At 35.1% G+C, this 15,344-nt stretch carries 7 protein-coding genes; 1 reads left to right on the top strand and 6 read right to left on the bottom strand.

The annotated features are described in order from the left end of the window. Positions 1 to 151: 151 nt before the first annotated feature. The 3 genes from prfB to ACFINU_RS03740 all read right to left on the bottom strand — a co-directional run bounded on the left by prfB (position 152) and on the right by ACFINU_RS03740 (position 5,314). Positions 152 to 1,280 (bottom strand): peptide chain release factor 2 gene (prfB, locus tag ACFINU_RS03750; RefSeq protein ID WP_375618160.1). Its coding sequence is split into 2 segments (ribosomal slippage): positions 152 to 1,210 and positions 1,212 to 1,280, totalling 1,128 coding nucleotides; the frame shifts between segments, so codons are not numbered across the junction. 169 nt (positions 1,281 to 1,449) lie between these two features. After that, a complete protein-coding gene (locus tag ACFINU_RS03745; RefSeq protein ID WP_375618161.1) occupies positions 1,450 to 3,915 on the bottom strand; it encodes a penicillin-binding protein 1A in 2,466 nt (821 codons plus the stop codon). A 169-nt stretch (positions 3,916 to 4,084) separates the two neighbouring features. After that, entirely contained in the window at positions 4,085 to 5,314 is a 1,230-nt protein-coding gene (locus tag ACFINU_RS03740) for an N-acetylmuramoyl-L-alanine amidase (RefSeq protein ID WP_375618162.1), read from the bottom strand. Positions 5,315 to 5,900: 586 nt separating this feature from the next. Here ACFINU_RS03740 and ACFINU_RS03735 point away from each other — a divergent pair. Next, entirely contained in the window at positions 5,901 to 8,531 is a 2,631-nt protein-coding gene (locus ACFINU_RS03735; protein ID WP_375618163.1) for an Rne/Rng family ribonuclease, read from the top strand. 88 nt (positions 8,532 to 8,619) lie between these two features. On the opposite strand, the gene ACFINU_RS03730 is transcribed toward ACFINU_RS03735, so the two are convergent. The 3 genes from ACFINU_RS03730 to mfd all read right to left on the bottom strand — a co-directional run bounded on the left by ACFINU_RS03730 (position 8,620) and on the right by mfd (position 15,341). Beyond that, positions 8,620 to 9,231 (bottom strand): invasion associated locus B family protein, encoded by a 612-nt coding sequence (locus tag ACFINU_RS03730; protein ID WP_375618164.1) that lies wholly within the window; start codon positions 9,229 to 9,231, stop codon positions 8,620 to 8,622. 1,517 nt (positions 9,232 to 10,748) lie between these two features. After that, positions 10,749 to 11,411 (bottom strand): hypothetical protein, encoded by a 663-nt coding sequence (locus tag ACFINU_RS03725; protein ID WP_375618165.1) that lies wholly within the window; start codon positions 11,409 to 11,411, stop codon positions 10,749 to 10,751. A 429-nt stretch (positions 11,412 to 11,840) separates the two neighbouring features. After that, positions 11,841 to 15,341, bottom strand: coding sequence for a transcription-repair coupling factor (gene mfd, locus ACFINU_RS03720; RefSeq protein WP_375618166.1), 3,501 nt, complete (start codon positions 15,339 to 15,341; stop codon positions 11,841 to 11,843). Between the last annotated feature and the right edge of the window lie 3 nt (positions 15,342 to 15,344).

The following is a 15,344-nucleotide window of genomic DNA, read 5'->3' as shown; positions in this document are numbered from 1 at the left end:
AGCAGAATTAGCGTGTGAGAAAAAATTGAAGAAAGAAACAAGAAAATCCTCCTTTAAACCTTTAAAGTATCAAAGGCTATATAACATCACAGCATCAATAAAACGAACAGCTTAAGAAAAAATCTATATGGCTTGAAGGAAGGATATATAATTAACGAATATCCTCAATTTTTTTGTCTTGTCCATAAATGCGCCGTGCGAGTGCTGCCTCTATAAATGCATCTAAATTACCATTAAGTACGGATTGTGGATCCGTATTTTCAATTCCTGTACGCAAATCTTTGACAAGCTGATAGGGTTGAAGAACATAAGATCTAATTTGATGTCCCCATCCGATTTCTGTTTTAGAAGATTCAGCAGCATTGGTTTCTTCTTCTCTTTTTTTAAGCTCTTCTTCATAAAGCCGTGCACGCAACATCGACCAAGCCGTAGCGCGATTTTTATGTTGAGAACGTTCTGTTTGACATTGAACAACAATACCCGTTTTTATATGTGTGATGCGAACAGCAGAATCTGTCGTGTTAACATGTTGTCCTCCTGCTCCAGATGCACGATATGTATCAATACGCACATCTGCCTCTGAAACATCAACTTCAATATTGTCATCAATAACTGGATAAACCCAAATGCTCGCAAAAGAAGTATGGCGCTTTGCATTCGAATCAAATGGAGAAATCCGCACTAAGCGATGAACGCCTGATTCTGTTTTTAACATTCCATAAGCATTATGCCCTTTTACAAGAATAGTCGCTGACTTTATTCCTGCTTCTTCTCCATCATGAATTTCTAAAATTTCAACCTTCATTTCATGCTGTTCAGCCCATCGCATATACATACGTAAGAGCATAGAAGCCCAATCTTGGCTTTCTGTTCCCCCTGCTCCAGCATGAACTTCTAAATAGGTATCATTCGGATCTGCCTCTCCTGAAAGAAGTACGTCAATTTGCCTTTTATCTATCTCATTTTTAAGATTACGTATTGATCTTTCTGCATCAGCGATAATTTCAATATCACTTTCTTCTTCGCCCATCGCAATAAGCTCAATGCATTCTTCAAGTATTTTTGTAAATGATAAAAGACCATTGATTGAATCATCGAGACGTTGACGCTCACGCATCATATCCTGTGCTCGTTGTGCATCATCCCATAATGATGGATCTTCCGCTTTTTGATTAAGATATTCAAGACGCTTTAGTGATTGATCCCAGTCAAAGATGCCCCCTTAGCAATTGTATTGCTTTCTGGATTTCATCAACTAATGTTTCTATTTCTGCTCGCATAATTTAACACCGTATTTTAAAAAACTCTTTTGGTTGTGTCTCTTAGCATTTTATACAAATTTAATAGCTGCTATCAGAAAATGGTACAATTCTATCACTCTATTTACAGAACCGACATTGTAAAAAAGAGATAAAAACCATGACTCATGGCAAAAGGAGATTTTGTCGATTAATACAGCCCACCTGTCCCACTTTCAAGTGCTTTGTTGACTTGTGGAGAAGTCGTTACTGCAGGAACACCTTCTTGAAAAGAATTTGTACTCCCAATAACTTGATATATATCAGCAGGACCAGTCCCTGGTTTAAATGCTTCTATAATGACATCTTGATCTCCTCTTTCAGCAAGCATTCCTGTTTTTCGATTAATTGGCATTAAAATCATACCCTTTGGCATCTTAAAGGGAACATCTGGCTTCCCTTTAAGAGCATCTGCCATAAAATCACCAAAAATAGGTGCAGCTAATGAACTTCCTGTTCCATTATATCCTAACGGAGCTGGTTGATCATAACCGACAAAAATACCAACGACAATGTCAGGAGTAAATCCCATAAACCAGACATCCTTAGAGTCATTGGTTGTTCCTGTTTTAGCGGCAATATGTCGATTAAGATAACGTAAACGTGCCGCAGTACCACGCTGAACAACCCCTTCCATCATCGAGGTAATTTGATAAGCCGTCATAGGGTCAAGAACTTGATCTCGCTCATCAATCAATGTGGGTTCACTTTGATTATTCCATGAATTCGTATTGCAATTTTCGCAAATACGATCATCATGACGATAAATTGTCTTCCCATAACGATCTTGAATTCTGTCTATCAGAGAAGGTTTAATAGAGCGTCCGCCATTGGCAATAACGGAATAAGCTGTAACCATTCGTAATACTGTTGTTTCGCCAGCCCCTAAAGCCATGGGAAGATAAGGCTGCAATTTATCTACGATCCCAAAGCGTTCTGCATATTCAGCGACAAGAGGCATTCCCATATCATTGGCAAGCCGTATTGTCATAAGATTACGAGAACGCTCAATACCATAACGCAACGTTGAAGGTCCTGCAAAGGTACCTCCATAATTTTTGGGTTGCCAAACTTCACCATTATATTGACGAACTTCAATGGGGCCATCTAAAACAACGGATGCTGGTGTATATCCGTTATCAAGAGCTGCTGCATAAACAAAAGGCTTAAAAGCAGACCCCGGTTGGCGATAAGCTTGGGTTGCACGATTGAATTCAGATGCGGCAAAAGAAAATCCTCCCACCATAGCAAGAACGCGCCCTGTATGAGGTTCCATAGCAACAATTGCACCTTCAACCTTTGGAATTTGTTGTAAACGATAAGTGTTGTTTGTATTGGATAGTTTTTCAACAAAAATAACATCCCCAACTTGCAGAACATGAGATAAGCTCTGAACAGTTTTTCGATAACCATTTTCTTTTACAACATGGAGTGCCCATTTTGAATCAGATTCAGATAAAACAGCAATTTCCCGTTTTTTTGATAATATACCTGAAGCTTCGCGCTGTGGCTGTAAACCAATCTCTACTTTGTTGGGATTAGTAGAAAGAACAACAGCTAAACGCCATTCAGGAACATCACTTAGCCCTGTGATATCTGCAAGTTCTGTCCCCCAATCACCTTTCTCATCAATATGCGCATAAGCTCCACGCCATCCTTGCGCATGATCAAATCTAATTAATCCATCGTGTAAAGCACGTCGCGCAATAAGTTGTAAATGCGGATCAAGCGTTGTACGAATGGAAAGCCCACCTTCATAAAGTGTTTTAGCCCCATAGCGATGTATTAAACGACGCCGCACTTCTTCAGTAAAATAATCAGCTGCAAAAACATAGCTATCACTCCCACGCATTGTCGCTCCTAAAGGTTTAGCTTTCGCTTTTTCACCTTGTTCACGCGTTACATATCCATTTGCAATCATCCGGTCTATAACCCAATTACGCCGATCAATAGCACGTTGTGTATTCTTAAATGGATCATAATTTGCTGGCCCTTTTGGAAGAGCAGCCAAATAAGCACATTGTTCTAGCGTCAGATCATTGACGGATTTATTGAAATAGGTCAAAGAAGCAGCTGCTATACCATAAGTGCCACGACCCAGATAAATTTCATTGAGATAAAGCTCGAGAATATGATCTTTTGAATAAGTTTTCTCAATACGCATTGCTAAAATAGCTTCCTTAAATTTACGTTCTAACGTTGTTTCTGAACTTAAAAGGAAGTTTTTAGCGACTTGTTGCGTTATAGTTGATGCACCCTCTGGACGTCTTCCAGAACCAATATTACGAATATTATTGATCAAAGCTCGAGAAAGTCCTTCAGGATCTAAACCAAAATGATGATAAAAGTTTTTGTCTTCAGCCGAAATGAAAGCATTTATAACAAGCTTTGGTATTGATTGAATCGGTAAATAGAGGCGATGTTTTGTTGCAAACTCTGCCATAAGACGGCCATCAGAAGCATGGACACGGGTCATTACCGGCGGCTCATAAAGTGAAAGAACTTCATAATCAGGGAGTGCATTTGCTTGACCACTGGTCATAACACCCCACGTTATTGCACCATAAAGTCCAATAACAATAAAAAAACGAAGAAGATATCTTAAAAAAATCATCATAAAAACAGCTATCGCTTTCTTAAGAATTAATTAAAGAAAAAAATACGTTACTTCAAACACACCACGCGGATATCACCACAAGATTGAGATCAAGAGAAATTGTTTTCTATCTTTTATTTATACCAGAGTACACTAGAAGCCCATATTGATACTCTATTTTCTCATAAATTTAAAGAGGCTGTACCATTTTCTGCCTATAATCAGCAAATTGACGAATAGAATGAGCAATAGAGGCTGCCATTTGTTTTCTCCAATGAGGATCCTTTAATAACTTTTCATCCTCTTTATTGGATAAATAACCTATCTCTATCAAGACTGAGGGTATATCTGAAGCTCTTAAAACTTGAAAATTAGCATACCGATGTGGGTTATTAATCAAGTTAATATGATTCTTTGATAAACTTGAAATAACACTATTTGCAAAATTAACCGAAAATGTATGTGTCTCACGTCGTGTAAGATCCATCAAAATATCTGTAACTTCGAGCGTTTCATCTGCAGGCAAACCATCAAGCAAATCAACTTTATTTTCATTTTCAGCTAAAGATTTTGCAATGGCATCAGAGGCTTTATCTGATATGGTATACACTGTGGCACCGCGAAGAGAATGTAGATCAATCGTATCCGCGTGAATAGATATAAAAAGATCAGCATCAAACTCTTGCGCTTTTTTAACTCTTTCACTTAGTCTTAAAAAAATATTGGAATCTCGTGTTAAAGCAACGGTAATATGAGAATCCTTTTGTAATTCGTCTCGCAATGCACGCGCAAAGTCTAAAGTCACATCTTTTTCTAAAATTCCAGTACCCCCCCGCGCACCACCATCAATACCACCATGACCAGGATCAAGAACAACACGGAAATTATATGCTGGCATTAACTGTGTTTTTGTATCAAAATTGATCCTTTGCTGTTTTTTTAATATCTCATCAAATTTTTCTTGTGTACTTTTACGAATATCAATCAGCAACTGCCATAAACCATTATTTAATTTTTTTACGACATTTTTTTCAACTACAAAAGCCGTTTTACTTGTCAAAACAATGCGTGAAGTCTGTATGTCAGAGAAAGCATAACGCACATCTGAAAGCATAACGGATAATGTATTCCTTTTCTTTAAAGGCGTATTTTGCATCGAAAAGTCAATTGTAGGTAAATTGATAACCAAACGTGCTGGCCTGTCCAAAATCTGTAAACGAACATTTGGTTTTGAATTAAAAACCGCAATAATACGCGTATGAACACTATCACCAATGGTTCGAAAATTAATAAGTCTCAGAGGATCTGCGGCTTGAAGACTGGTTTGGAGTAGCAAAAAAGATAATAAAAAGTATGTGACGAGCACAATAACATCCCCATAAGCTGTTTTCAGCTTTTTGGTAAAAAAAACTCTTATCATAAGCAAAATACTCTACATTACCTTTGTAATAATTTATCTTGGTTACATAAAACGATACACCAATTTATTATCTATTTTTCAATAAAAGCTAAATAAACACCTCAAAACGAAATTAAGGTCATAAAGATATTATAATTATACATGATTTACATTGTTACTTGCCAAACGCATGATATCAACATAAAAGAATATTTATGCTTCCTAACTGATAATAGTCATCTAAATTATCTGTAACTCATATTAAGTTGTCTTTAGAGGTTTTTTGTCTATTATGCGTTGAGACTTTTTTATGGATGAAAAATTTCTATGTTATAACATTAGGATTGCATTACTTAAGATTCGCTGGTTCGGATATCCGAACTGTTTTAAAGATTATTTTACCGGAGACTTTTAAGAAATATGAGTCATAAAAAACAGATGGAAATAATGATGAGAAATGGTGTAAATGCAGTCATGCCTTTGCACGTGGTGTTCCGTCCTGTTTTTCTGGTACCTCCCTTTTATGGCAGACAGCCTTTTATGTTTACGAATAGTTATGGCATTCGTTTGAATAAAATTGTGCATGTCGCCTTCAGGATATTAACTTATGTCAAACAAAATGCTTATAGATGCCTCCCATCCGGAGGAAACACGTGTTGTTGTTGTTCACGGCAACAAAATTGAAGAACTTGATTTTGAATCAGAACATAGAAAACAGCTCAAGGGGAATATTTATCTCGCACGTATTACGCGTGTAGAACCGTCTCTCCAAGCGGCTTTTGTTGAATATGGTGGAAACCGACATGGTTTTTTAACATTTTCTGAAATTCATCCTGATTATTATCAAATTCCTATTGCTGATCGCCTTGCTCTTCTTGAAGAAGAAGAAAAAGAAGCTGTAGGAGAAAATTCTGTAGATACCTTTACGGAAGAAGCAACTAAAAATAAAAAACGCTCCAGAAGAACAAAAAAAAGTGAAAAAAACAATGTTATAGCAGCCGATATTGAAAATGATATCACATCTGAAGCGATAATAATTGATAATACAGAAGAAGCATTAAATGCCAATATCTCTTATGATGAGATTGAAATGGTCGGTGCTGAGGACATCCGTGAAGAGCTCCCGATTTATCAAAGAAAACAAGGGCGCCAGTATAAAATTCAAGAAGTCATTAAACGACGTCAAATTTTGTTGGTACAAGTTATCAAAGAAGAGCGTGGTAATAAAGGTGCTGCCCTTACAACATATCTATCTCTAGCTGGTCGTTACTCTGTTCTAATGCCCAACACAGCACGTGGTGGTGGTATTTCACGAAAAATTACGAACGTACAAGACCGTAAGCGTCTTAAAGAAATCGTAAAAGAATTAGCCGTTCCAAAAGGTATGGGCGTTATCTTACGAACCGCTGGTGCCAATAGAACAAAAGCTGAAATTAAACGTGATTATGAATATCTTATGCGGTTATGGGATACTATTCGCACTTTGACACTCGAGTCAACGGCGCCATGCCTTGTCCATGAAGAAAGCAATCTGATCAAGCGTTCTATACGAGATCTTTATAATAAGAACATTAGTGAAATTCTTGTCTCTGGAGACCAAGGATATCGTGAAGCGAAAGACTTTATGCGTATGCTCATGCCAAGTCATGCAAAAGTTGTGCAACCTTACCGTGATCCTACGCCCATTTTCGCAAGAAATAATATTGAAATTCAACTTGATAAAATGTTGCAACCACAGGTTTCTTTAAAATCTGGTGGTTATCTTGTTATTAATCAAACAGAAGCACTTGTTGCTATTGACGTAAATTCTGGCCGCTCTACGAAAGAATTCTCTGTCGAAAAGACAGCCTTACAAACCAACCTTGAAGCTGCTGAAGAAGTAGCGCGTCAATTACGCTTGCGTGACCTTGCTGGTTTAATTGTGATTGATTTTATTGATATGCTTGAAGAACGCAATGTGAAGCTGGTCGAAAAAAAATTAAAAGATTGTTTAAAAAATGATCGTGCTCGTATTCAAGTAGGTCATATTTCACACTTCGGCCTTTTAGAAATGAGTCGTCAACGTATTCGCATATCGGTTTTAGAAAGTACGACACAGCCCTGCCCACATTGCGCAGGAACAGGAAATATACGTTCTGAATCATCAATTGCGTTACATGTCATGCGCTCAATTGAAGAATATCTTCTTCATAATTCGCAACATAATATTATCGTGCGCACCCCCGTAGCAACAGCGCTTTATGTATTAAATCATAAACGCAATATTCTTGTTAATTTAGAAGCTCGCTTTAAACTTAATATTAGTATTGAAGCAGATGATAGTATTGGAACACAACATCTTGTTATTTCTAAAGGCTCAATAGCAGAGAGAATTTCTCAATCTTCATTGGAAGATGACAATAAGCAAGAAATTGAAGATTCTGTTTTCATAAAAAGTGAATCTATTGAAAATCCTTCTCCCATTGAAACAAACCAAAAGCGTCGGCGTAAAAATCGTCACGTTGAAATTACTGATCATTCTCTCTCCAACGTTCATAAAAAAGAAGATACCTTGAATGATGATTCTTATCGTCGAGGACGTCGTCGAGGACGTCGTGGTGGTCGACGCAATCAAGATAATAGTTTTCATCAGATTCGCGTTCCTTATGCAGAACCAGTGGGAGATTTTGCTAAGCAAGCTTTAGCAGAAATTAAAGCAGCGCATCGCAAGCGTCGTGTTTCACCTGCTAAATCTTTTGAACTTGAAGAAACAAAGAATAATATACAAGCTCTAGATATACAACAACAGAGTGAATCTGAAAAAAATGATACAAATATTAAACCTAAAAAACGTAAAACACGTTCTTCAAAAGTAGTAGAAAATAAACTTTCTTTAGAAAATGATCAAAATATTGCAGAACAAAAATCTCTTGAAGAAAAATCTATAACCAGTTCGATGCGTAAAACTAAAACAAAAAAAGCAGACAAATCTATTCATGAGGTAGAAGATAAAGCTCTTGAAAAGAGTAAAAAATCAACACGTGGAACACGTAAAAAATCATCTTCTAAAGAGACAACGCAAATACAAAAAATATTAGAGCAAGAAACTGTAATCGAGATGGAGAAAGTTATCGAAACCTCTCCTTCCCAAATTGAAGAAACAATTAATCAACCCGTTGTTATTTCATCAACGCCTAATGATTCTTCCAAAACTGAACGTATTGGTTGGTGGAAACGCAGAATTCTTTCGAAAAATTAAGGATTAAAAAAACCGCCACAGAAAATTGTGGCGGTTCAAATAAACAATTATAGAAGACGTTTTGACCAACTTCTATGGTGTGGGTTTATTACTTTTGTTTTGCTTTTTCTTGCTCAGCCCGCATGCGCTCTTCAATTTCTTTTTGCTTTGATTGAATGGCTTGCTGCAGCTTTATTTGTTCTTGTTGGAAATCTTTTTCTTCCATACCAGGACCGGTATAGGCTGCTGTAAACCCATTAAGAGAAAATTCAATAGGATTAGCTGAACCACGGAAATTAACTGTGGTTACAACCATTTTTGTACCACTTTTCATAGCTGCTATAAGCTTATCATCTAAGACATCATTAGCAATACAACTTGGTCCATTACAAATAATATAAGGAATTTTTTTAGAGAACTCTTCACCAATTTTAATGTGAACACCTTCTGGCAAAAAACGACCTGTAGGTACTTGAATACCTATACGTTTCTCATTTTGCTTCCCTTTTATTTCAACAAGATTAAAAGCCGTTAAAGGTTGTCCCGTATTCGATAATACAGTATTCATTGTATTACAAATATCAACATCATGCTGCTTACTGCAAACTTTGTACCAACCTTGTGATAAAGTTTGCGCATTTGCAGAAATACCAGCTATAAGAAAAAGGGCAGCGGCTCCAACTAATACTGAAACAGCAGAATAAACATTTTTATGCGACATGATTAAGTTAATCCTTTCAACGCGCTCTTAAGTAACTTCAAAAAAATATTAAATATAATTCCAACTTAACTTATTAAATTATAATGAAATAACAATTAATTTTACTATTTTTAATTCAATATAAAAAAAAAAGTCAAATTTAGAGAAAAAATACGACGAGCCATTCTAATTTTTATACACTCATATCATTTCCCCTCTTCATCACATTGGTATTTGATGCAATCTATCCATAAAACACCTCTGTGCATTTAAACTAAGATTACACAAACGAATCAATATTGCAATGTTAATTAAAATAAACTCTGATACTACTCTAAAAAACTTACTAATTAAAATTTTTACATTTATTACTCTTCATGTTAAGCTTATAGAACATTAGCAACAAGTGTTGCAATGCATTAAGCTCCAAAATATCAGATAAGTTTTACAGTTTTCCTTATGTGCCTCGTGTGATACACAAAAACAAAATCATCTACGGTATTATTGAAACATTTGATGAATTAAAACCACTGATTGTCTAAAATTTCTGCCCTTGTTTATAAAACAATGGTGATACGCTTTGTAATAAAAATTTTATTTCTATAGCGTTTAACTAAATAGTTTAGTTTAAAAATACGCTACTAAAGAAGTGCTTTTTTCTTAATTAAACAACACATTTTCTTAGAGCAAAAATCTATAACTGCTAAAAATATTTTATTTATAATAAACTTTCTTAAAATATAATAACATATTAATTTATAATAATAATTTATCTTTTTTCTATTTCTATATTGTATGAAAGATCCTAATAGCGCAAACCTCTCTTATATTGAATCAATAAAATTTATCCACTTGTACATCACAAGCAGAGTTAGTTTTATAGATAAAACTACTGAACAAAGGGTTTCCCCCTATGAATCATCTCACGTGCCTAAAGCCATAATAAATTTATGCTTATATATTATACATCTATTATTGCACTTCTGTACAAATATCATCTCTCAGCTTTATAACGTGAATAAAAAATATAGCTTTTATCAATTTATTTTAAGTTATTTCTCAAATAAAATAATTTACTAAAATGATAAATTCTTTTCATCTTTTACAACATCAAAGATATAAATCGTTAATGATTTAAGTTTTGAGAAAAAATGAATTTAAAATATCATTTTGTTTTCCTATATAACACAACTTAGAGCTATAAAACATCTCTCTTATCGTATTAATAAAACAAGATTTAAGATATGAAATGTATCGTCATTAAAATAATTAAACAGATAAAAATAAAAAACTACAAGCACAAACAATCATGCATAAAAAGAAAACATAAAAAAGATATATGAGTTTATTATTTAATATATATATTAAAGCTTATATGATAAGAATAATAGATAATATCTTATGTGTATAAATTACTTTATTATAAATAATGATAAAAACAAAAAATTAAAATATATTTTACTAACATATTTAAACTATTATTTAGTATATTATCTTAATTTCTCTGTATTTGTATAATTAATTTTTTAATTGAATAATTATTCAACATGAGAACGCATACGATCTATAATATTCTTTTTCTTGTTTGGCAGCATTATATTATGTACTTCTTTAATGGTTCTACAAAGCTCAGGTGCATTTTTAACAAACCAATTATCTCCTGTAAGACTATTTTTTATATCGTCAAATATTTGTTTTTCATAACTATAAGAGCCATCTGTTAGTAATTCTTTAATATCCCTGACTAAACTAGGACTTATTGAATTATTTGCGCCTTTAGCCCAACTAAAATCTTTATCTTTCCAATCAAAATCTTTGCGCAAAATAGCACCTATATCACTCTGCAATATATCCGCTAACGTGTTGCAAGCAATAATAAACATGAGATAATTTTTCATTATCTCATTATCACCTCCACTTTTCTCATTCATTCCCCATTCATTAAACATTTGAGTTTTTTTTAAATAATCTTTTGTTTTAATCAACTTTTCTTCATACTCCCCTACTTCGTACTCTCTCGCTATATGTATTCTAAAGATAATTTTTTGTTTTTTTTCAGCTAGATCCTGTAATTTCGAACCAAGATTATAATATTCATTCTTCAGAGTTTTCAGTTTTTTGTATAGCTTATTCCGTTCCTGCAAACGCTCATAGTACTCTGCTTTAGAAATATTTTTTTCCCAAATGTTCAAATGAGACATACTTTCTTCAATAAATTGTATGCTCTCTTTAATATTCTTTCTTTTGTTTTTTTAATGTTGGTATTGTTCATCAGAAGATAACTCAGCGTGAGCGTTTTTTACGCCATATATCAAAGTGAGTAATAAAAAAACGATAATTAGACACTTTTGTAATGAAGAAAGCATGCTATCTTTACCTAAATTTTTTCTTTCTAAAAAATTTACAGGAGCTTATTAGCTTATTATATGCAAGTGCTATTTAATGCGGTTAAACCATCTAATCTATTTTCTTCATTATATCAATACGTATATAATAAAAACCAAATAAATATATAAAGGGTTCTTTATTATAAACTTAAATTTTATTCTTATACAAAATCAATAACTTTTTGTTTTTATAGAATAATTTTATAAAAATAAGTAATAGTTCTGAAATAATAAAGATATTTTTTAAACAGAATGTTGTCCTGCCATTTCGACAAGCTGTGTCATAATATTCGCTGCTCCAACAAGCCTTTCATCCGCTGTGGACCAATTACGAATAAGAGCGATACTTTGATCTGGACGAATTTTTGCCATCGAACCTTGTTTTCCAACCCACTGAACAAGAGCAAGACTATTTGCGAAATAGTTATTACGAAACTGTATAACAATCCCCTTTGGTCCTGTATCTAATTTCTCTACATGCGCTTTTCGACATAATGTTTTGATATAAAAGACTTTAAGAAGGTGTTGAACCTCAAGGGGTAAAGGACCAAAGCGATCAATTAACTCCGCTGCAAATTCATCAATTTGTTCTAAATCATCAAGTTCTGTTAAACGATGATAAAGTCCCATACGTAATGATAAGTCAGGCACGAAACTTTCTGGTATCATCACTGTTGTACCAAGTGAAATTTGAGGAGACCATTGATTATCTTCATTTAGCTCTCCATCTTTTAATTCAGCAACAGCTTCTTCAAGCATTTTTTGATAGAGTTCAAATCCAACTTCTTTGATATGCCCCGATTGCTGTTCACCTAAAAAATTGCCTGAACCGCGGATATCCATGTCATGGCTTGCCAATTGAAACCCGGCCCCTAAGGTATCAAGAGATTGTAAAACTTTAAGACGACGATCGGCAGCAGCTGTTAAGACTTTACCAGCAGGAAATGTAAAGAGAGCATAAGCACGTTGTTTTGAACGCCCTACCCTACCACGTAACTGATAAAGGGCAGAAAGGCCAAACATATCAGCACGATGCACAATTAGGGTATTGGCTGTTGGAATATCAAGCCCCGATTCAATAATGGTTGTTGAGAGCAGCACATCATATTGTCCATCATAAAATGCATTCATGATATCATCAAGTTGTCCAGCCGGCATTTGTCCATGAGCCACAACGAATTTCAGTTCTGGCACATGTGTTTTGAGATATTCTTCTACAAAAGCCAGATCAGAAATACGAGGACAAACATAGAAACTTTGTCCACCACGATAATATTCTCGAAGCAGGGTCTCTCGTATAACAAGTGCATCAAAGGGTGAAATAAAAGTACGAACCGCCATTCTATCAATGGGGGGTGTTGTTATCAATGAAAGTTCACGTACACCCGATAAAGCTAACCCTAAAGTGCGTGGTATGGGAGTTGCTGAAAGTGTGAGAACATGAATATCACTTTTAAGCTCTTTTAAACGCTCTTTATGTTTGACACCAAAATGTTGTTCCTCATCAATGATAAGAAGGCCTAATCGTAAAAAATTAACTGCACCACTTAATAATGCATGGGTTCCAATGACAATATCGATTGTACCATCTGAAACACCTTTTTTTACTCGTGCAAGTTCTTTCGCTTTTACAAGCCTTGAAGCATGTCCAATTTTAACCGGTAATCCTTGAAAACGCGAAATAAATGTTTTGTAATGTTGACGTGAAAGCAAAGTTGTTGGTACAACAACCGCAACCTGATATCCATTTAATGCTGCAACAAAAGCACTTCGAATGGCTACTTCAGTTTTTCCAAAACCAACATCACCGCATATCAAGCGATCCATCGGCTTGCCTGAGGCTAGATCATCCAAAACAGCATCAATTGCATTCATTTGATCTTCCGTTTCTTCATAGGGAAAGCAAGCAACGAACTCATCAAATGGTCCAATTGGTGGAAGTAAAGCAGGCGCAGCACGAGTCATACGCTCTGCAGCTATACGGATTAATTGCCCTGCCATTTCCAATAAATGTTTTTTAAGCCGAGCTTTACGTGCTTGCCAAGCAACACCTCCTAATTTATCTAACGTTACCTCTGTTCCTTCTGAGCCATAACGTGAGAGAAGCTCAATATTTTCAACAGGTAAAAAGAGGAGATCACCTCCAGCATATTTAATTTCAAGGCAATCTCGTAAAATTCCAGTGGTTGTGATGGTTTTAAGACCAACAAATTGGCCAATACCGTGGTCGATATGCACAACAATATCACCAGAATTTAAAGCAGAAACTTCAGAAATAAAATTTGTATTATTCTTACGCCGCTTTGGTGATCTGATGAAGCGATCACCTAGGATATCCTGCTCTGCTATAATAGCTAAATCTTCAGCCTCAAAACCATGTTCTATCATGATAACGGCTGCTAATATATGATCTCGTGGTGTTGCTTTGACAGTTTGCAAAGATTTTACAACATCTATTTTTTTTAATCCATGCTCGTCGAGAACTTGTACTAAACGATTCAGAGATCCTTCACTCCAACACGCTAAAAGCACTTTTTTGCCCGCAGAGCGTAAAGATGCGATGTGATCAATAACACTTGAAAAAACGTTTTTTTCCTGCGCATTACGCTCTTTTACAAAATCATATCCTTGTTGAACATTGGTGTGAATAACAGTTTGTTCCAAACTTTGTGGAATATTAAAAGGCGAAAAATCAATACGCTGTGAAGATTGTTGCACACATTCCAAAACACGCTCTGGCGTTAAATAGAGAAGACTAGGGTCTATTGGATGATAAGAAGTAGAATTTTCTTTATCATTTTCGCACTCTTTGCGCGCATTATAATAGTCTTCAATAAGACGATAGCGCTCAATGAAGACTTCTTCTATGAGATACTCAAAAACTATCGGTAAGTTGCCACAATGGTCAAAAAAGCTATCAAGGTTTTCATAAAAAAATGGAAGCCAATGTTCCATACCAACAAAACGCCGACCTTGAGAAATTGCTTCATAAAGCATGTTATTTTTTTGTGATACACCAAATGTACGGGTATAATTGCTTTTAAAACGGCTGATGCGTTCTGGTGTAAGAACAATCTCACTCATTGCCTGTAATAAAAGTTCAGTTTTTTGGCCTGTTGTCCTTTGACTTTCTGGATCAAATACGCGGATACTTTCTAGGGTATCTCCAAAAAAATCAAGGCGTAAAGGTTCAACATCCATCGGAGAAAAGATATCAAGTATTCCTCCTCTTACAGCAAACTCACCAACATCTCGGACAACCGTAACGCGTTCAAAACCATTAGTTTCTAGAAATTGAATAAGATTTCCCATGTTATTGCGCTGGCCAACACGTGCGTGAATAAGCTGAGCTTCTATCATTTCACGAGGAGGCAACTTTTGCATAATTGCATTTGCTGTTGTTAATATAATTGCAGAATATGGATCTTTCCGTAAATTTGCTATATGTGCCAATGTTGATAGTCGACGTGCCATAACAGCAATTCCTGGTGATACGCGATCATAAGGCAAACAATCCCATGCAGGAAATTGAAGTACGGGTAAATTGGGTTCAATAAAATTTAAAACTTGTTGTAAATGCGCAATTTTTGTTCCGTCACGGACAACATAGATGAGCGGTTTATCTTGTGCAATTTCTGAACTTAATTTAGCAAGCGCAAAGGCTTCAAATCCATCAGTAACGCCATCTAAAATCATACGAACAGAATTATTTTTGGGAATAACAATTTTTTTAAATATAGGCATCGG

The organism is Bartonella sp. AC130YNZD, from assembly GCF_042196865.1.
GTDB lineage: Bacteria > Pseudomonadota > Alphaproteobacteria > Rhizobiales > Rhizobiaceae > Bartonella.
The sequence above is the reverse complement of the archived record's forward strand: the minus strand, read 5'-3'. Positions and strand labels throughout refer to the sequence as shown.

Excerpts from the sequence above, each read along its gene's own strand:
- ACFINU_RS03730 (WP_375618164.1), bottom strand. The coding sequence starts at position 9,231 with ATGTCGCATAAAAATGTTTATTCTGCTGTTTCAGTATTAGTTGGAGCC.
- mfd (WP_375618166.1), bottom strand. The coding sequence starts at position 15,341 with ATGCCTATATTTAAAAAAATTGTTATTCCCAAAAATAATTCTGTTCGT.
- ACFINU_RS03745 (WP_375618161.1), bottom strand. The coding sequence starts at position 3,915 with ATGATGATTTTTTTAAGATATCTTCTTCGTTTTTTTATTGTTATTGGA.
- ACFINU_RS03735 (WP_375618163.1), top strand. The coding sequence starts at position 5,901 with ATGTCAAACAAAATGCTTATAGATGCCTCCCATCCGGAGGAAACACGT.
- ACFINU_RS03725 (WP_375618165.1), bottom strand. The coding sequence starts at position 11,411 with ATGTCTCATTTGAACATTTGGGAAAAAAATATTTCTAAAGCAGAGTAC.
- ACFINU_RS03740 (WP_375618162.1), bottom strand. The coding sequence starts at position 5,314 with ATGATAAGAGTTTTTTTTACCAAAAAGCTGAAAACAGCTTATGGGGAT.